The sequence below is a fragment of the Bacillus massilinigeriensis genome (assembly GCF_900111815.1).
Classification (GTDB): Bacteria; Bacillota; Bacilli; order Bacillales; family Cytobacillaceae; genus Mesobacillus_C; species Mesobacillus_C mediterraneensis.
The window spans coordinates 1,411,479-1,429,623 of record NZ_LT630004.1 but is presented as its reverse complement, the minus strand read 5'-3'; the positions used below and the strand labels follow the sequence as shown (position 1 = coordinate 1,429,623).

The window sequence follows — 18,145 nt, the reverse complement described above, 5'->3', positions numbered from 1 at the left end:
CTCCTATGATAATTCCTCTGTATGAAGCATACGAACAACACCATTCCATATATAGCGAACGACAGACACATATGGTGCATTCTTAGGGCGAATCAGTTCGCAAATCGATAGTGATGATACGGTTTCATAGTCTCCCCAAAGCGCTTGCGAGTTCATAATATAATTAAACTGGAGCTCTTCTACAAGCCCAAACATATCCCGAATATTATTCTCGTCCACTCCAGCAAACGCTTCATCTAATGTGATAATAAACGGTGCATCATTGCTTGCTTCCTGATAGCGCGAATAGACTGCTGAAAAAAGCGGTATATACATTGCCATTGCCTTTTCCCCACCACTAAATGTGAAAAAGACATGGTTGGTAAGCTCTCGTTTATTCTCCCTTTCCCGCTTGTAATAAAGTGTGAAACCGAACCACTTACGATAATCCAAGATTTCCTTAATTACTTGATGAAGTGTTGTCCCAAATCCTGAGGATGCAGATAATTCCCTTGCCCTGCTGATTTTCGAGCGGAAGTGGCCAGTCACCCGATTCATATCCTCCTCTTTTAAAAGGCGTGGGTCTGTGCGTAATAAATCGACAAGATCCTTTGTATCCATTTCTTCTTCAGCATCTGCGGTTCTTGGTCTCCATTTGATAGAGAACGTTAGCCCAGAGGAGCTATCACGTTTCTCCATCAGTGCATTGATTTTTTTCACCCATCGTTCCGCACGTTGGATTTTTCCCCTGATGATTCTTCCAACACTATTTAAAATAATTTCCTCATAAAGTTCTTTATCTGTTTCATTAAGAACATCTTTTTGCAGTAATATGTCTTTCTCAATTTCTCCCATTACGTAAAACGGACTTACCCTTTGACCTTTAAACTCCATTAATAAAACAGTTCGATTCCTTCTTTCACCAAAAGACTGAAACTTAAATGCAATATCTTCCGGAATATCCCGCATATCAGGGAAAGAAAGGGTTTCAACCCTTCTTGTTTCTTCCGACAACCTGTACTCCACAAGCACTTGCTGTTGGCTATAAAAAGCTTGGGTAAGTTTTGCTCCTACAGATTCTCTTGTTTCTTTCTTAAGTAATCCACTGAACTCTTTCACTAACTTCTCAGCAAGTTCTTCTGGGCACGTATCCGTTAACTCCTGATCTTTGTCGAATTTCCATTCTTCTAGGAATGCTTCTCTCCACAAGGAGACTAACGATTCATAATAAACGAGCAATCTTGCTTGCTTCCTATAATGATTCTCACAACTCTCCATTTCTGCTTGTAATTTAGCACCTTCCCTAATGACTTTCGGCAATCTTAATTCAATTTCCTTAAGCCTTCCGACTGTCTCATTAATCTTACGCCTAATCTCTTCAGCACCTAATTCTATTAGTTGATCTTCAAGTTTTTTCAGCCTTAAGTATTCTCGTTCAATTCGGCTTTCTAATACATTCATATCTCCATCAAGGAGATCCAGGTCCTCTTGCATTTCAATTATTCTATCCTGGCATGATTGAATATGTCGCTGGACTTCCTTGCTTGCTGTATAGCTAAACTGAAGCTTTGTTAAAAACGATTGATATTCATCAAAAGCACTGTATGCCTTCTTGTAAGCTGATTCAGTAAACTCAACTGCCATTCCCTTTGTCAAGTTCAAAAGTTGCTTCCGAGCTACCTCCCAGGAAATCAATGCTTTCTTCATTGCTTCATTACGGAGTTCGACTTCTTTTTCATCTTCTTGAACAACCCTTATAGTATTTTGCCATACTTGGAAGGCTTCAAGGACATGTTCATCACTAGGGAAGCTTGTAAAACCATCCTTCAATTTTTCTGTTTGTGTTTTGATTGTTTTCAGGGAATGTCTTAATGTATCAAGGTATGCATCTAATTGGGCAACATTCTCGGTTAACTCATTGATTCGATTTTCTCTAAACCTTTCTCTTGCCCTACTACCTATAAAAACAGCGTGTTCTCTATTCGGTGCGTGACCCTCAATTGGACCAATTTGGTAACGTCCATTCGAACGAATCACTGTATGGCTTTCCGTCTGTTCACTTACTTTTTCGCTATACTCGATAGATGTCAGTATTGCTCTTATTCTTTTCTCCGAAATGTTCGAAGAATCGGGAACATCAGGAGTTAAAAAACGAAGTAATGATCGTTTTGCCTCTTGCTTTGCAGGCTTGAGTATTTTATCATGAAATACATTACTTTCCTGATGTGTAATTAAAGCATCCAATAACCCTGCATCCAACAGCGCTGACTCAATCCGCTCCCTCGTTTCGTCGGTCACATCTTCCTTAAAATCGACCGCTTTATAAAGCGGCAAAAAATCAATTCCATTTTGCACCATCAATCTTCTAGCTTCCATCGTAAGTGGGTGCCTGGTTGGCTCAGGGTCTTTTCTTTCTCTCCACTCATGAAGTTCGTTCATTAAATGATCGATTTCTTCAGTTGCCTTCAAAATACTATTCTTTACATGTATTTCTTCCTCCGAAAATTGCTTTTGTTTCTCGTGGTATTTTGAAGAAATTACCGTGTGAATATCCTGGTATGTGAACGGTTGATAAAGGTTGGTGATATATTGAGATAATTGTTGTAGTTCTTCTTTGTTGGATGAAAAAAAGGGCCGGTACTTTTCATTCCATGAATGAAAGGACTCAAGAAGGACTTCTCGCTCTTCTTCAAATAAAGCACGCCACTTATCACGGTTGCGTCTAGATTCATCCAAACGCTTCTGAGAATCTGCAAAATACCTGCTTGTATCTTCAAATCGTAGCTGTTCTCTATTATAATCCTGCCATTGATCGAGAATTTTTCTAAGAGTTGCGCGATGATAATCCGCTTCTTTCCTCCAAACTGCAAACTCAAACTTTTGGCTTTGTCCCCGTTTGAAATCAGTTGCATTTTGATCATGTGCTGTAAAAAAAGAAGCTTCACTTTCCTCGGAAAGTTCATCAAGAATTTCAGCAATTTTTTGTTCCTCTTGAAGCAATGTATCCTTATAAGTTTGCAGTTCTGATTTTAATTCTCTTTCTTTTTTTAGCTTTAAATCTGCATTCTCCCTTTTTTGCCTATATTCCTTTTGCCATTCAACAATACGTTGTTCTGTAGAGTGTTTCTCTTGCTCTGCATTAAATACCTCATGTTGCTGAAGCTGGTGTTTTGACTCTTCAAGAACTTCCTTCTCGTTTTCCAATTCTTGTGTTAGTTTTACAACTTTCTGATATTCCACTTTCATATCTTCTATTTTTCCCGATAAGGCAGCTTGTTCCACTACTTTATTTTGAAAATCCTGTACGGAATTTTGGAACTCAAGTGCTTTCTCTGCCAAGAAATAATCATTGTATTGCTTATAAAAACGACAAAGTAAATTAATGCTCTCTTTATCACGCTGAAGTTGGTCCAATTGATCACGTGTTTGATCCATATTTTCTATCGTCTCAGATAATGGTCTGAGCTCTTCATCGCCTATTTCGGGCAATGATCCTTCGAGAATTCCGTAAATAACGGTTGGTTTAAAGTCTTTGGAAAGCTTTGGACTACGGAGCTGTATCAGTAACTTGATTAAATCATCATAAGCTTCAAGTGACTCAAAACCGAAAACATGTTTGTTAACAAGATCCATGTATTCTTTTTGGGAAGAAACAATCCTTCCACCATCACCAATCCGGTCCTCTAGTTCTTTCTTTGAAAGAGGTATACGTTGAGTCATCCCGGCATTTCGTGTTTCTTTGGTCAAGCTTATGTCATGCCCGATTCGCCTTTGATCTGTGATGATAAAACCCCAAAAATCGATAGATTTATGCCTCTTTGCCTTTAACCCTATTCCAGTAGTCACATACTGATTTGTATCTTCTCGCTTGTATTCTATAAATAAATATCCTGTTCTTTCATCTCTCCCAGTAACATCGGCCTCGCCAAGCAAGTAATCTTCCATCCTTCTCGCCCTTGAACCAAATGGGTCAAGTCGTTCAGGGCTCTTCTTTCCGTCCAGCAAAACAGGAAGGAAACTTTGCATTGTTACTGATTTACCGGATCCATTGCTTCCCCTTAAGAGTAATTTGCCATTGGAAAAAGAAAAAGTTTCTTCATCATAGTACCAAAAGTTCACAAGCCCTGCCCTATTCATTTTCCATTTGTTTACCTTCATGAGTGTGTTCCTCCCTGAAAGTCTTTAGGATAGATTCCAACCGTACGAGCCAATAATGGGAAGAGAATAAGTCTCCCTGTGTCTTTTTCCTTTGCTGCTAATCTCCATTCCACCATTGTTGAATATATTTCATGGAAAAGCGATGTTTGTGAGCTTTCCCGTAATGCTTTTCCCCATCCTATGCTGTATGCTTCTCTCGCTTCTTCAAGTATTCTATCAAAATCAGCAGCAGTCATATAAACCCGACCTAATTCATCTCGAGGAAACTCAACATGCCGTTCTCTCATAATCCCTGCAACCTGAAGGATAACATCCATCACTGCTCTTTGATCAGGGAAAAGCGTTAACTTTCCTCTCCGTTCATTTACAGTTAATAGGGCAGTATTTTTGTATAGCTCAAACTTGTATCCCGTATGCTTTTCAATATCTTCCCTTATTCTGTTTCGAAAATTTCTTAAATAATTAAAATCGGCATCATCAGTGGAATCGCGCAGGAGTGACGGAGAAAGAAAAAGCTTGCGGTATACACGATGGCGTCGCGATTCACTGCGAGGTGATTTCCATTCCTCCTCCAACAGCTGTTCTAAGCTTCCAAATTGAAACAAATCCTTCGGATAAGAACGCATAAAATAACGGGATATCAGTGGTACTTCATACAATACTTCCTGCTCATCATTTTGACTGAACTGATGGATATCTCCATCAATTACTTTTATCACGCCATAATCCTTTGCTGTTTGAAGTACTCGAATTAATGATTTTCTATGATTGTAATTAGTCCAGTCGAGGGGAACGACTCCAGGGTAAACAGAAATTATTTCCTCGCATAATTCTGAAAGAAGGAATTGTTCATCAACCATTTTGTTTTCCAGGAAAGCCAAAAGACAACAAAATAAAGCATAGTCCATTGGTAAAGTAAATTCCTGTACCCCCATCCAACTCTCTGGCTCAACAGGGATTTTTTCCATCTTAATAAAGTGCTGATGAATAATGAACCTAAAACCAAACTTTTCGGAAATATAGCGCCGAAGCATTCCTTCCCTTTCTCGAATAAGCTGATAGTTTTCTGCGTCCTTTTCACGGAGAATCCAGAAGTTATCAAAAAGCAATTCCAGTGCTTCTTTTGCTTTCTCGTCGAATTCCTTCTCTTCCATCACACATCACCGTCCACAAAGACAATTTCATAATCAGGCATTTGAAGATAACCGTCTGTTGCCCTTAGTTCAATAAAGGATCCGCTTCGCTCGATAACTTTGATGACCTGACCGATCTCTGTTTTTATCATTCTTGTTTTGTTAGCCATCGCTTTACCAATCCAAAGAAGGAGCGTTTTTCGGACACTTGGTTCGATTACTGGCAAATCCTTAAATACAATTTTCCCGTCCATAACATATTTCATGACCTCTTCCATTTCCTTATCTTTTTGGTTCATATGCTCACTGAGAGCTATTTCTTTCTCAAGAGAAAAATCCTCTATCACACTACTTCTTGTTTTTTCTTTGTATTGTCTGATTCTTGGTTTAATGATAATTTCGGTCGGAGATTCGTCCCAAATATCTCTATAAATATCTTCTGTTGTTTTTTCTTCTGTAAATAGATGTTTTGTGTGAAAAACTCCAAAAACTGCGGATGATAATTTGTGAGCTTCTTCCATTGTTTCCATATTCGAAAACCATGATGCAAGATGTAAGTAATCCTTTCTCCTGCTCCGTAAATGATGATGTCTCTCGCCAAGACGCTGGGCAAATCTAGTCATCCTTCTAATCGTTTCATTGGTTTTGGATTGAAGTCTTAATAATTCACTTTCTTCACTTCCTTGACCTAGGAACCAGAGACGCAGGCTACTCCAGTTTTCACGTAAATCAGCTTTCACTTCTTCTAAAGAAGAATCTATCTCGTCCAATCGCGGGACATTGAAAAGATAGTTGGCAGTCTTATCCATGACGAAGCTTAAACGGGATTCATTCATTTCCTTCAATAGTTGTTCGATGTGCAAAGATGTCTGTTGGAGAGATATAATAAAATCTCGAAGATACTCTGTAAATGCATCCTTATATGTAAGAAACGATTCGGTCATCATCTTTTCCTCAATGTTTTCACTATTGATATAAGCAATGTAATCAGCGGAGTTTTGAATTAGTTTTTTAAAATAAACAAAGACATCATCCCATAATCGATAGCAATCCTCATCGCTCATGGAAGAAACCTGTCCATTTTCCATCGACAAGTATACTTTGTTTAAGGTTTCATATAATCGATCGAACAACGTCTTCTCTAGCGATCCGCCAAATGAATCACCCATGCGTTCCAGCGATTGAACCATCCGCTCAATCTCAACGGTATAAGGGCTGCACTGATAACGAAATCTCTTTTTCTTAAATTCTTCTATTGTCCGTACCTTACCGGTTTCTTGACGGGCAATCAAGTTTTTCCATTTCACGAGTTGATCTAAATCTTGCTGAAGCATTTCCTGTGTGTACATACGAAAAGCATCATGCTTTTTTACATGTGCTAAAACTTCTTCAGGAAAAAGGTATTGCCGCATTTTTTCATGCTGCTCATAAAAAAAACGCAAAAGCGCCCGGTATCGCCAGGCATTTTCAACCGTAAGATAGCTTGCTTCAACGATGGGCTTAAATATAGTATGGTCCATATAACACCACTTCTAATTAGTTTTGATTACAGATGAAGGGAAAGGTATTAATATAATAGGAAGATAGTTAGAGGTAACTACATTATATCATATCTAGCATTCTAAAAAGTCAGGAAAATAATACAAACCATAAATCAAATTCCAGCAAGGAATCCGGCGATTCCTCCTTTTTTCATTCTCCTCCCCCTCTCTATAAATTTTAAATTATCTGGAATGAAAACAGTGCTTCCCCATGTGCCTGAGCATTCAACTGTTAAATTTCTTTAAAATTCCCTTATAATCCTCTTTAGGATGAAAACAACTGATATATTTATTAAAAAGAGAAAAAACGCGGGAGGCAATATATGAAAGCAACTACTCAATATTTAATTCTACTATCGTTCGACTGCCTTTCTTCCCATGATATACCAATATTAGAGGAACTTCCAAATTTTCGCAGGCTTATGCAAACCGGGACAACCTGCAAAAATGTCGAAACCATCTACCCTTCTCTTACATATCCTTGCCATACAAGCATTGTAACAGGGAATTATCCTAAGCGGCATGGAATTACAAGCAACACCTTGCTCCAGCCTGGCAAGAGTTCACCTGATTGGTACTGGCACCGGCATCATATAGAGGGAACTACGCTTTACGACGAGGCAAAAAAAGCCGGACTAAAAACCGCTGCATTTCTTTGGCCTGTTACCGCAAAAGGAGATATCGACTATCATATGCCAGAAATCTTTGCGAACAGGAGCTATCACCATCAAATTCCAGTATCGTTATTTAACGGGAGCTTCTTTTATCAGCTTGAAATGAACCGAAGATTCGGAAAGCTTCGGAAGGGGTTGCAACAGCCGCATCTTGATGATTTTGTTCTTGAATCAGCCGCGTATACCATAAAAGCTAAAAAGCCAAACCTTATGCTAGTCCACTTCACAGACCTTGATACGCAAAGGCATTATCATGGAGTCTCATCCAATGAAGCAAAAGCTGCTCTCCGCAGGCATGACGAAAGACTTGGCAAAATTCTTGAAGCGGTAGAGGTCAGCGGTTTGAAGGAACAAACTACCATCGCAGCTCTCGGCGACCATAGTGCGCTTGATGAGTGTAAGGCTGTGAAGCCAAATACCATTTTAAAAGAAATGGGCCTTCTTGAAGTGAATGCAAAGGGAAACGTTAGTAATTGGGCTGCTTATTGCAAAAGCTGTGATGGATCAGCATATATTTATGCAAAGAATGATGATAGCAGGCTAGATTCCAGGTTGTTAGAACATTTTAAGGTCTTATCTCAGGATGGAAGCAATGGCATTGAACGAGTTCTAACTAGAGAAGAAGCTTCTGAAAAAGGAGCAGACCCAAATGCATCACTTATGCTGGAAGCGAGTCTTGGTTTTTATTTCTCTGAGTCTTATGAAGGTGATTATATCGATACCATCACTCAAAAGGATGTAGATTCAAAAAAATATACATGGGCTTCCCACGGCTATTCTCCAGATAAACCTGATTACCAAACGGTTCTAATACTGTCAGGAAGCGGAATAGCCAAGAATAAAATCCTTCCCTCCATGCGCCTTGTGGATGAAGGGCCTACATTTGCAAGATTGCTGGGACTTAACCTTGGGGAAACAGACGGAACCGTACAGGAAGGATTTTTTATTTAACTCATTAGGGGATTGGGGAGAGTCGAAATGAAACAACGATTAACAAAGGAAGAAAAAAGCTGGATGTTCTATGATTGGGGGAATTCAGCCTACTCTATCATCATTTCAACTGCTATATTTCCGCTATTCTACAAATCATCTGCAACTGAAGCCGGAGTAAGAGCAGCTGATTCTACAGCCTATCTTGGTTATACAATCGCAATCGCTACCTTTATCCTTGCAATGCTTGGTCCAGTTCTCGGCACCATCGCGGATTATGAGCATAAAAAAATGCGCTTTTTCAGATTCTTTGTATTGCTAGGCGTTTCTAGTACTGCAATGCTAGCATTGCTTCCAGTGGAACAGTGGGTTATATTGCTAGTAATCTATACATTTACTGTCCTTGGTTCGTCAGGCTCAAATGTATTTTATGATGCTTTCCTCGTCGATGTGACCACTGACCGGAGAATGGACATGGTATCGTCCAAAGGCTTCTCACTTGGATATATTGGCAGCACCATCCCTTTTCTAATCAGCATCGGCATCATTATCCTTGCCCAGACAGGGAAACTGCCAATTGACACAGCTGGAGCCAGCAAAATTGCGTTTTTAATCACAGCAGCATGGTGGGGCATCTTTACGCTTCCAATGTTGAGAAATGTAAAACAAAAATATTATATCAAGCCAGAGCCGCGTCCTGTTCAGCAAAGTTTTAAGCGCCTTGGCAATACATTGAAGGAGATTAGAAAATACCGGTCATTGTTTCTATTCCTCCTAGCTTATTTCTTTTATATCGATGGTGTCGGCACGATTATTACAATGTCTACCGCCTACGGAACCGACCTAGGCATCAGCGCTACAAGTCTTCTTATCATTTTGTTCGCTACCCAAGTGGTTGCTGCTCCGTTTGCAATACTATATGGTAAGCTCGCCGAACGTTTTAGCTGCAAAAAAATGCTTTATGTCGGCATCATCGTATATATGTTTGTCTGCTTATATGCATATTTTATGAAGACAACGCTCGACTTTTGGATTCTTGCAATGCTTGTCGCTTCTTCACAAGGTGGCATTCAAGCGCTAAGCCGGTCTTATTTTGCAAAACTTGTTCCAAAAAAGAATTCTAATGAGTTCTTTGGCTTTTATAATATTTTCGGAAAGTTCGCATCCATCATGGGCCCCCTTCTCGTCGGGCTAACTGCGCAGTTTACGGGTCATTCCAGCAGCGGTGTATTCAGCTTAATCATCCTGTTTATTATCGGGCTAGCTATACTTATGAAAGTCCCTGACCCAGATGTAATACCTGCTGTTCCCACAACAAATCATACCGCACTTTAAATAATAAGAAGATGAGATCATTTTAAGCCAATCTCTTCCTCTTATTAGATTTATAGCAGAAAAAAGCCTAGTGAAATAATTACAACGGAGAATGAACGAAAAGACAAACAAAAAAAGCTCGTAATATCACGAGCTTTTTTGTTTTTTTCTCTTTTATTCAGCATCAGACTTGATGGCTAGACCCTCGATGGCTAACGTATACATCAATCCGTGCTGCAATGTTGTAAAGCTTTTGATTTCTGTAAACGAAAAAGAGTTATTTACCATTTGCATGCTAAGCTCTGGAGATACGCCTACGAGGAAGGTTGATGCACCTAAAAGACGCACAGCACAAGTTACATTTTGCAGGACTGAAACGGTAAATTCATCGATTTCATTTATGGCAGTGACATCTAACAAAAGGTACGATGCCTTATATTTCATAATCCCATCAAGTATTTTTTCCGTCAATTCACCTGCTCGCCGTTCATCAAACTTTCCGATGAGCGGAATAACAACCGTATTATTAAAAATTGGTATGATAGGAGAAGATAAATCCTTAATTAGTCCCACGAGTTCCCTCGTTCTGTCTTCTACCATTGCTTCGAGCTTTAATATTTCCATCTGCTGACGGCTATGCAATAACTGAACAATATTTTGGTCAGGATTCTCCCTAGTTGGAGCAATCTCTAGCAAACAAAAATCGTCACCTTGACTTTGGCATTTCAAATTTTTATACCACATATTTTCGTTGAAAAGAATAGTGAAGACACCAGCCATATGGCCAGGGATAAAATAACTCGGTCTATTCCTTGACGGTTTTTCTTTTACTTGTGCAAGAATAAGCCTTGTCTCCCATGTGTTTTCAAGTTTTAAACGAATACGCTTGTTTTCTAAACAAAGTTCCTCAATTGCGATTTTCCCCCAGCCTGCCACCTCGTATGTATGCGGCAGTTCATTGACCACTTCTTCAATGTTATCGTTCGAATAGACTCCTTCTCCGACGATTTTTCCTGTTCTGAAGCCGGCAGTTTGCATGACAACTTTAATTTCCTCACTACCTGTTAGCTCTTCAAGAGTTTCAAAAATACTTTTTAATGTTGTTTCTATCCAAAAGAGGGTTGCCCCTGCTCCTTCATAAATTAATTCGCCACTTTTTATATCCCAGCTGAATTGCGTCCCGGGAATACTTTTACTGATTCTATCATCCATTGGAGTTCACCCTCTTTTTGTAATAAGAATCGTATGACATACTCTGCAATATATGAAAACCAGTTCTATTTTAACAGATTCTCACAGAATTCGATACTTAACAAAACTTTACGAATAGCAATTGAAATGAATCATGTACAGCACTTTTGTTTATTCCTGTTTCTAATTATGTTACATTTGTAGAGTGTAAAAGATGAAAGGGGATGTAAAAATGGCAGATAAACAAGAGCATAGCAGTTTACCACCAAAAACATGTACGATTGAAAAACTTGTGACCGTGCCGGAAGATGTTGAAAAAGTATTGTCAGGGAAAAAAACAGCTGCTAGAAGAAATGGTCGCTATGCAGATATTGGAGAAATAATGGTATTGAAAGACAAAAAATTCCGTGTGGATCAGGTATATTCCCAGTCACTTGGGGAATTGACTGACGAACACGCGAGAATGGAAGGCTTTGAATCGATTGAGGACTATAAACAAACTATTCTCTCCTATCATCCTGGTATGCCATGGCTTCCGCAAATGAGAGTTTGGGTACATGAATTCAGCCCTGTAGAAGATTGATGGAAAAGCAATGGATCATCTGTATGCTAGCCTCGTGTACTTGCATGTACTAAGTGTGATCGTTTCCATTGGACCGTTCTTTGTCCTGCTTTATATCGGCGGAAACCTTCGTCATGCTGAAGGTAAGGAAACAACCTTCCTTCTAAAAATTTTCCATTTTTCAGTCCGGCTGACAAAACATGCCGGACATGTCCTTGTAGGAACAGGTGTACTCCTCATCTATTTAGGCCCATGGAAATGGAGTACACCTTGGATTGTGATGACGCTTCTTGTCATGTTCTCTTCCATTTTCTTTTTGGCAAGAGCATTTACACCAAAGCTGAAAAAGTTTCATGATCCCGCCGTAGACAAAAACCTCCTTATTACTTCGCTCATACGATCCACCTGGATATATATTATGCTGTTATCTCTCATGCTCTGGTTTATGGTTATAAAGCCAACTTTTTGAAGCATACATTCTTGTAGCAATCAAACACCGATGTCATAATAATACGACGGTGTTTTTTTTGTTTATCTATACTACATATTGAGGATGATAAAAAATGGATCTAAGACAATTGCAAGTTTTTTTGGATTCTTGAACTTTTGCATGTTTAATGAAACTTAAAGAAAAAGGAAGACAGCTAGGCAATGCTGCCTTCCTCTTTCTCTATTGGTATAAACTTTCTCTTTTGAATATAAAGTAGTCTAATGGAGAGGGCGATTGCTGCTGCAAACAAGCCCAAAGTCAAGCCAATCCAATAGCCTTTGGCTCCAAGCTGGGTGTAATGAGCTAAAACGTGTCCTGCTGGGAGACAAATGAGCCAGTAGGCAATTAGCGTCATGATAAATGCCAGATTGACATCCTTATATCCTCTTAAAGCAGCTAGGGCGGTTGCCTGAATCGCATCCGCAATCATAAAAAACAGTGCATATATCAAAAACTCTCCTGTCAAGCTAATGACTGCCTCTTTGTTTGAATAAAATCCTGCAATATCAAAACGGAAAATTACAATCAAAATGCCTGCGAATACAGCAATGATAATAGCAAGGTAAATCCCAAGCCAGCTGTAGTTTTTCGCATCTCTATACCTTTTCGCCCCCACTTCATAGCCAACTAGTACAGTTTGGGCCATCGAAATACTCATTGGTACCATATAAAGGAAAGAAACGATGTTTAGTGCGGATTGGTATGCCGCAATTGTTGTGACGCTGAATTTACTTAATAGAATAGTAACAACCGCAAACATACTCGTTTCGAAAAAGACAGATAACCCCATTGGAATGCCAATATGGAGAATTTCTTTCACTCTTGTTACAGAAATCTTCTTAAAATATCGCTGTGAAGCATATCTCGAAAACGGGTTTTGCGTTTTGACGATAAAGGCGGTAAACCCTGCAATTACCCAGTATGTAACCGACGTGGCATAGCCGGCCCCCGCACCACCCATCTCGGGCAGTCCCAGCTTGCCAAAAATCAGGCAATAATTAAAGAAGAAATTGATTGGTAATGATGAAAGCAGAATAATCATAACCACTCTTGTTTTTCCTAGTGCGTAAATGAACGACCTTAGCACATTGAAAATAAATAGCGGCACTACTCCAATACTTAGCCCAATTAAGTATCCTCGTGCTGTGCTGTGTACACTTGCAGGAAGCTCCATGGCATTCAGAATAGGGTCAAGCAAAAAAGTCCCTAGTATGATAACAACAGCAGCAAGGGCTAAAGCAAGCAAAATCCCATGGGCCAGTACGGAAGCTGCTTCCTTATCCTTTTTTTCTCCATACTTTTGAGCGCAAATCGGTGAAACGGCAAGCAAAATACCGCTCAACCCTGTAAATATTGGATTCCAAACAGAAGTGCCAATTGCTACACCCGCTAGATCAGAAGGTCCGTACTTTCCTGACATAATTGTGTTGAAAAACACCATAGCAAACATGCCAAGCTGTGTGATTAAAATAGGAACAAGCATGACAAGAATCAGTTTTATTTTTTCTTTTAGCGTAAAAGTTTGATACATATTATGTACTCCCCTGTGACGATAGTTAATTAACTAAACATTATACTCCTTCTAATTGCCTTTTACCTCCCTTTCTGCTTAAAAAAAAGGAACCCAACGAATGGAATCCCTTTTATGCCTTATATTATCTTAGTTCATGCTTCATATCTGTCAGAAGCTCGGTCATGATGGTAGTAAATTGGTAAAGCCTTTCCTTTGGCCTTCCAGGGAAAGCTTTGTTCAGGAATGAAAGATTATCGTTATCTGTATGCCAAATTGCTCCATGGTTCACGGTTTGAGTATAGCCGTCAAGGTCTCCAATTTCCCAGTTCGTCGCTTCTAGATAAGCAACGGGAATTCCGGCCTTCTTGAAAGGTGCATGATCACTCCAGTCACCAGTCGTACCTGCAGGATATTCAGGGTTCAACCCAGGGTTAGTCTCCAGTGGTATTTTCTTTTTGCCAGCAATACTTAAGGCTAAATCGCGAATCCAACTATCTTGCTCTCCTCCATATACATAGATATTATCTCCGGCAAGGAGACTATCAAGATTAATCATGGCAACAGTGTTCTTCCGTTCGTTATGGTTCATTTGGGATACATAAAAGGAAGAGCCTTGCAGTCCTTCTTCCTCTGCTCCAAAAAAGATAAATTTCACATCATAAGGAAGGGTACGGTGTTGCAGCTTCTTTGCTGTCTCAAGAATGACTCCAACGCTCGAAGCATTATCGTCAGCCCCTTTACCTGTTTTAACAGAATCATAGTGTGTACCGACAATAATCTGCTTGTTCGTTTTCTTTGAATCTTTTAATGCAAAAATATTGGCGGAAGACTTCACAACGCTTTTCCGAGTATACTGGAAGGGCTGGACTTTAGAGTTCATCCCTAGCTTGTTCAGTTCAGCAGCTATGTACGCACGAGCTTTCGCCTCGTTTTCCGATCCTGCCACCCGTGGACCGATTCCCTCCGTCAATACCTCCACATGCTTGTAGGCCAATTCACCAGGATGATTCTGAGGTGCTGCTTTTGCGCCGGTAGCAAAGCCGCCAGACATTATGAGAGCACCAGCCAGCAATAATGCTTTCCACTTTTTCATTGACTTCATCCTCCTATCATTGTAGATGCCTTACGCTTTCATTTTATCATCATTAGTCAGTAACTCCAATAAATAGCTAGCTTCATAAAAGAATATTTACCTGAATGTTCACAAATTTCTCTGGATTTATCATTTTATTTGCTCTTTATTTAACATTCTTAATAGATGCGTGCTTAAAGGGCAGCCTCTAGGCTTAGTGACATGGAAGGCATAATAAAAGTACCCTCGCCTGCCTATCAAGGAAAATAAATAGCTGCTTTTTTTCATTTTCTTATGAACCAAAATTAAAAAGCTGGTCTAGTTCTATGTTCGGAATTAGACCAGCTTTTTTTGTTGTCTATGTCCTCAACCTCCATTTTATACCGCTTGGAGTTTCTCCTTTAAACACTAACGTTCCTAAAGACTCTCGTTATATAAACAGCAATAAACTAATTGCCATTACTACCATACCACTAACCACACCGTAAATTGACATGTGGCTTTCATCATATTTTTTTGCAGCTGGGAGCAATTCATCAAGTGATATGAATACCATAATTCCGGCAACAGCCGCAAAAATAAAACCAAACATTATATCGTTCAGAAAAGGCATTAAGAGGAAGTATGCCACTAATGCGCCAATTGGTTCAGCAAGACCTGAGAGAAACGAAAGTTTAAACGCACGTTTCTTGTCTCCTGTCGCAAAATAAACCGGCACGGAAACTGCGATTCCTTCCGGTATATTATGGATAGCAATGGCAACAGCAATCGCGATACCGAGCTTTGGATCCTGCAGCGCAGAAGTGAACGTTGCAATACCCTCAGGAAAATTGTGAATTCCGATTGCTAGCGCTGTAAATGTCCCCATTTTAAGCAGTTCCATATCATGTGCAGGGCTGTTCATTTCTTCCACTGTCTTAATTTCATGGGGATTGCTGCTTTTTGGAATGAATTTATCTATTAGTGCAATTAAGACCATTCCAGCAAAAAACCCAGCGACTGTCATCCAATTGCCAAGATGGTTTCCCATAGCATCGACAAGTGCGCTTTTCGCTTTTGAAAAAATTTCAACCATCGAAACATATATCATGACTCCTGCTGAAAACCCTAAGGCTAGCGATAAAAATTTCTTGTTCGTTGTCGATGTAAAAAAAGCGAGCATGCTTCCAATCCCGGTTGCCAAGCCAGCCATCAAAGTTAAACCGAAGGCCAGCAATATCGTCTGGTCCATCCCTTTCATCTCCTTCATCAAAACACCATTTACCTTTAAAGCTGCAAAAATACACACCAAGCTCTAATAATCATGCAACATGTTATGCATATAAGGGAAGAAAGTTGATTGTGCGGTTTTTAATTCCCTATACATCACCAATTAAAACTAACTACAGTTTACATAATGATTTTACTGACTTCTATCCTTTTATTCTCCCGTCTTCAATTCACGAAAAATTTTTATAAAATGGATTGGCTTTGAAGTTAAGTGAAAGGAGTAGACTCCTCGAACAGTATGGAAATACAACAAGCATTGCTCACTAGAAAAAGGTTTGTAGCTCATATCCAGAATATCTGCCAAAAGGAAATGCTCGCTTTTGCTGACAATCCTGTCATGGTAAAGCTTTAGTTCTGACCTTAACTCAACTGTCCTTTGGCAATTGTCTTTTATAAATCTTTCAATAATAATATATTGCTGTGAAATGAGCATATATTTCCCCCTTTCCCTCTTAAAGGGTATTTTGTAAGCTATCGAAAAATGTTATGTCCCGCAAATGCTCTTCTTTTCCTCGCGACGAAAGGGGCAATTGGTATACAATAAGAACAGAACAGAAAAAAAGCGGTGAGATAATTGTTTAAAATTTTATTGATAGAAGACGATGCTACCCTATTTGCAGAAATAAAAGAAAGACTAACTCAATGGTCATATAGTGTATACGGAATACATGACTTCAGCAATGTACTAGCAGAGTTTGCAGATATCTCTCCAGACCTTGTTATTATTGATATCCAGCTTCCCCGATACGATGGCTTTCATTGGTGCAGAATGATTCGAGCACAATCAAGTGTACCTATTCTTTTTCTATCCTCGCGAGACCATCCAACCGACATGGTAATGAGTATGCAGCTAGGCGGAGATGATTTTATCCAGAAGCCATTCCACTTCGATGTGCTAATTGCAAAAATCCATGCTGTTCTTCGCAGAGTGTACGATTACAGCAGTGAGCCTGCCAAATTAAAAACGTGGTGTGGAGCAACAGTCAACGATGATAATAACACAATAACAAATGAACAGGGTACTGTGGAACTAACGAAAAATGAAATGTACATACTAAAGCAGTTAATCTCACAGAAAAACAAGATTGTCAGCAGGCAATCCCTGATTGAAAGCCTTTGGCAAGACGAACACTTCGTTAGTGATAACACCCTTACAGTTAACGTGAACCGGTTGAGAAAAAAGCTTGAAGACATTCATCTTGGCAAGTTCATTGAAACGAAGGTTGGCCAAGGCTATATCGCTGTTGAAGAGGAAGCTTACCATGATTAAAGTATTTTTGCGGGAACGTGCTAGCTGGATTATTCTTATCCTTATCTTGCACACTTTGCTTATTCTCGTTTCATGGTTAGATAACGAAATCCCGCTGAAGCCCATATTATATGTTATATTTTTATCCTTGATCATCTTTACTTGCTTTCTCGCTTTTAGGTATGGAAAAGAGTCCGCGTTCTATCGTTCCTTAAAAGAATGGGAAAACGAGCTAGATCTTACAAACCTTCCGAAAGGTCACAGCCCTTTTGAACAAATTGTCAGCGAAAGCATTGATCAGCAAACTTATTATCTCGTCAATACTATATCGAAGAATAAGTTTGCATTACAACAGGAAAAGGATGACTTACTTTCATGGATACATGAAATTAAAACTCCCCTTACTGCAATGCGCTTAATGATAGATAGGTTAGAAGACCAAGAATTAAAGTCGGGACTCACATATGAATGGCTTCGTATCCATTTGTTATTGGATCAGCAACTTCATCAAAAACGAATTCCTTTTATGGAGAATGACCTTTATATTGAAAAGGTAAATCTAAAGGAACTCCTTTTTAAAGAAATAAAAACGCTTCAATCATGGTGCATGCAAAAAGGGATTGGCTTCCACATTCAGCTAGAGGCTAAGCAAGTTGTGACGGATGCAAAATGGTTGGCATTTATCGTTCGCCAATTAATGGCGAATGCGGTGAAATATAGTGAATCAGACGATATTCTCATTGAGAGTAGTGTAAACGATGAAGCAGTTATATTATCAATAACTGATTTTGGAAGAGGAATAGAGGGGAAAGATCTTTCACGCATTTTTGATAAAGGCTTCACCTCTACTGCCAGCAGGAAGGATAGTGCGGCAACAGGAATGGGACTTTATCTTGCAATGCAAGCCGCACAACCCCTATTGATTAGGATTAGGGTTGCCTCCAAAGTAGGTGAAGGTTCCAAATTCACCCTCCATTTTCCCCGAAGAAATGAATTCGCTAGGATAACAAGCATGTGACAAAAATGTCACATGCTATTTACTTTTTGTTCGGTGAATCGAAGGAGACAAT

Annotated in this window: 14 protein-coding genes; 6 read left to right on the top strand and 8 right to left on the bottom strand. The window is 39.4% G+C overall.

Features of this window, described 5'->3' with window-relative positions; genetic code table 11:
• Nucleotides 1–3 precede the first annotated feature (3 nt).
• Genes BQ5796_RS07485 through BQ5796_RS07475 form a run of 3 tightly spaced genes read right to left on the bottom strand, consistent with a single transcriptional unit; the run spans nt 4 to nt 6,790 of the window.
• The gene (locus tag BQ5796_RS07485) at nt 4–4,137 is read right to left on the bottom strand and encodes a TIGR02680 family protein (RefSeq protein WP_071459667.1); all 4,134 of its coding nucleotides are present in this window, start codon (nt 4,135–4,137) and stop codon (nt 4–6) included.
• Entirely contained in the window at nt 4,134–5,291 is a 1,158-nt protein-coding gene (locus BQ5796_RS07480) for a TIGR02678 family protein (RefSeq protein ID WP_071459666.1), read from the bottom strand. Before BQ5796_RS07480 ends, BQ5796_RS07485 begins: the two co-directional genes overlap by 4 nt.
• Nucleotides 5,291–6,790, bottom strand: coding sequence for a TIGR02677 family protein (locus BQ5796_RS07475; RefSeq protein ID WP_071459665.1), 1,500 nt, complete (start codon nt 6,788–6,790; stop codon nt 5,291–5,293). The genes BQ5796_RS07480 and BQ5796_RS07475 overlap by 1 nt, the downstream gene beginning before the upstream one ends.
• A 344-nt stretch (nt 6,791–7,134) precedes the next feature.
• On the opposite strand from BQ5796_RS07475, the gene BQ5796_RS07470 reads away from it, so the two are divergent.
• Both BQ5796_RS07470 and BQ5796_RS07465 read left to right on the top strand, forming a co-directional pair.
• Entirely contained in the window at nt 7,135–8,436 is a 1,302-nt protein-coding gene (locus tag BQ5796_RS07470; protein WP_071459664.1) for an alkaline phosphatase family protein, read from the top strand.
• Nucleotides 8,437–8,463: 27 nt separating this feature from the next.
• A complete protein-coding gene (locus BQ5796_RS07465; RefSeq protein WP_071459663.1) occupies nt 8,464–9,750 on the top strand; it encodes an MFS transporter in 1,287 nt (428 codons plus the stop codon).
• A gap of 153 nt (nt 9,751–9,903) precedes the next feature.
• On the opposite strand, the gene BQ5796_RS07460 is transcribed toward BQ5796_RS07465, so the two are convergent.
• Nucleotides 9,904–10,941: an STAS domain-containing protein gene (locus tag BQ5796_RS07460; protein ID WP_071459662.1), complete on the bottom strand. Its 1,038-nt coding sequence runs from the start codon at nt 10,939–10,941 to the stop codon at nt 9,904–9,906.
• 211 nt (nt 10,942–11,152) lie between these two features.
• Between BQ5796_RS07460 and BQ5796_RS07455 the strand changes: the two genes are divergently transcribed.
• Nucleotides 11,153–11,503: an ASCH domain-containing protein gene (locus BQ5796_RS07455; RefSeq protein WP_071459661.1), complete on the top strand. Its 351-nt coding sequence runs from the start codon at nt 11,153–11,155 to the stop codon at nt 11,501–11,503.
• A 10-nt stretch (nt 11,504–11,513) separates the two neighbouring features.
• A complete protein-coding gene (locus tag BQ5796_RS07450) occupies nt 11,514–11,951 on the top strand; it encodes a hypothetical protein (RefSeq protein WP_071459660.1) in 438 nt (145 codons plus the stop codon).
• Nucleotides 11,952–12,126: 175 nt separating this feature from the next.
• Here the strand turns inward: BQ5796_RS07450 and BQ5796_RS07445 are convergent, their stop codons facing one another.
• From BQ5796_RS07445 to BQ5796_RS07430, 4 genes are all read right to left on the bottom strand, one after another.
• Nucleotides 12,127–13,503: an MATE family efflux transporter gene (locus BQ5796_RS07445; protein ID WP_071459659.1), complete on the bottom strand. Its 1,377-nt coding sequence runs from the start codon at nt 13,501–13,503 to the stop codon at nt 12,127–12,129.
• A 124-nt stretch (nt 13,504–13,627) separates the two neighbouring features.
• Nucleotides 13,628–14,578: a M20/M25/M40 family metallo-hydrolase gene (locus BQ5796_RS07440; protein ID WP_071459658.1), complete on the bottom strand. Its 951-nt coding sequence runs from the start codon at nt 14,576–14,578 to the stop codon at nt 13,628–13,630.
• Between the two features lie 409 nt (nt 14,579–14,987).
• Nucleotides 14,988–15,788: a zinc transporter ZupT gene (zupT, locus tag BQ5796_RS07435; RefSeq protein WP_071459657.1), complete on the bottom strand. Its 801-nt coding sequence runs from the start codon at nt 15,786–15,788 to the stop codon at nt 14,988–14,990.
• Between the two features lie 189 nt (nt 15,789–15,977).
• Nucleotides 15,978–16,259: a hypothetical protein gene (locus BQ5796_RS07430; protein WP_071459656.1), complete on the bottom strand. Its 282-nt coding sequence runs from the start codon at nt 16,257–16,259 to the stop codon at nt 15,978–15,980.
• 141 nt (nt 16,260–16,400) lie between these two features.
• On the opposite strand from BQ5796_RS07430, the gene BQ5796_RS07425 reads away from it, so the two are divergent.
• Nucleotides 16,401–17,096, top strand: a complete 696-nt coding sequence (locus tag BQ5796_RS07425) for a response regulator transcription factor (RefSeq protein WP_071459655.1) — start codon at nt 16,401–16,403, stop codon at nt 17,094–17,096.
• On the top strand, nt 17,089–18,093 hold the full coding sequence (locus BQ5796_RS07420) for a sensor histidine kinase (RefSeq protein WP_071459654.1): 1,005 nt from the start codon (nt 17,089–17,091) through the stop codon (nt 18,091–18,093). The genes BQ5796_RS07425 and BQ5796_RS07420 overlap by 8 nt, the downstream gene beginning before the upstream one ends.
• Nucleotides 18,094–18,145: the final 52 nt, after the last annotated feature.

Excerpts from the sequence above, each read along its gene's own strand:
- BQ5796_RS07485 (WP_071459667.1), bottom strand. The coding sequence starts at position 4,137 with ATGAAGGTAAACAAATGGAAAATGAATAGGGCAGGGCTTGTGAACTTT.
- BQ5796_RS07480 (WP_071459666.1), bottom strand. The coding sequence starts at position 5,291 with ATGGAAGAGAAGGAATTCGACGAGAAAGCAAAAGAAGCACTGGAATTG.
- BQ5796_RS07475 (WP_071459665.1), bottom strand. The coding sequence starts at position 6,790 with ATGGACCATACTATATTTAAGCCCATCGTTGAAGCAAGCTATCTTACG.
- BQ5796_RS07470 (WP_071459664.1), top strand. The coding sequence starts at position 7,135 with ATGAAAGCAACTACTCAATATTTAATTCTACTATCGTTCGACTGCCTT.
- BQ5796_RS07465 (WP_071459663.1), top strand. The coding sequence starts at position 8,464 with ATGAAACAACGATTAACAAAGGAAGAAAAAAGCTGGATGTTCTATGAT.
- BQ5796_RS07460 (WP_071459662.1), bottom strand. The coding sequence starts at position 10,941 with ATGGATGATAGAATCAGTAAAAGTATTCCCGGGACGCAATTCAGCTGG.
- BQ5796_RS07455 (WP_071459661.1), top strand. The coding sequence starts at position 11,153 with ATGGCAGATAAACAAGAGCATAGCAGTTTACCACCAAAAACATGTACG.
- BQ5796_RS07450 (WP_071459660.1), top strand. The coding sequence starts at position 11,514 with ATGGATCATCTGTATGCTAGCCTCGTGTACTTGCATGTACTAAGTGTG.
- BQ5796_RS07445 (WP_071459659.1), bottom strand. The coding sequence starts at position 13,503 with ATGTATCAAACTTTTACGCTAAAAGAAAAAATAAAACTGATTCTTGTC.
- BQ5796_RS07440 (WP_071459658.1), bottom strand. The coding sequence starts at position 14,578 with ATGAAAAAGTGGAAAGCATTATTGCTGGCTGGTGCTCTCATAATGTCT.
- zupT (WP_071459657.1), bottom strand. The coding sequence starts at position 15,788 with ATGGACCAGACGATATTGCTGGCCTTCGGTTTAACTTTGATGGCTGGC.
- BQ5796_RS07430 (WP_071459656.1), bottom strand. The coding sequence starts at position 16,259 with ATGCTCATTTCACAGCAATATATTATTATTGAAAGATTTATAAAAGAC.
- BQ5796_RS07420 (WP_071459654.1), top strand. The coding sequence starts at position 17,089 with ATGATTAAAGTATTTTTGCGGGAACGTGCTAGCTGGATTATTCTTATC.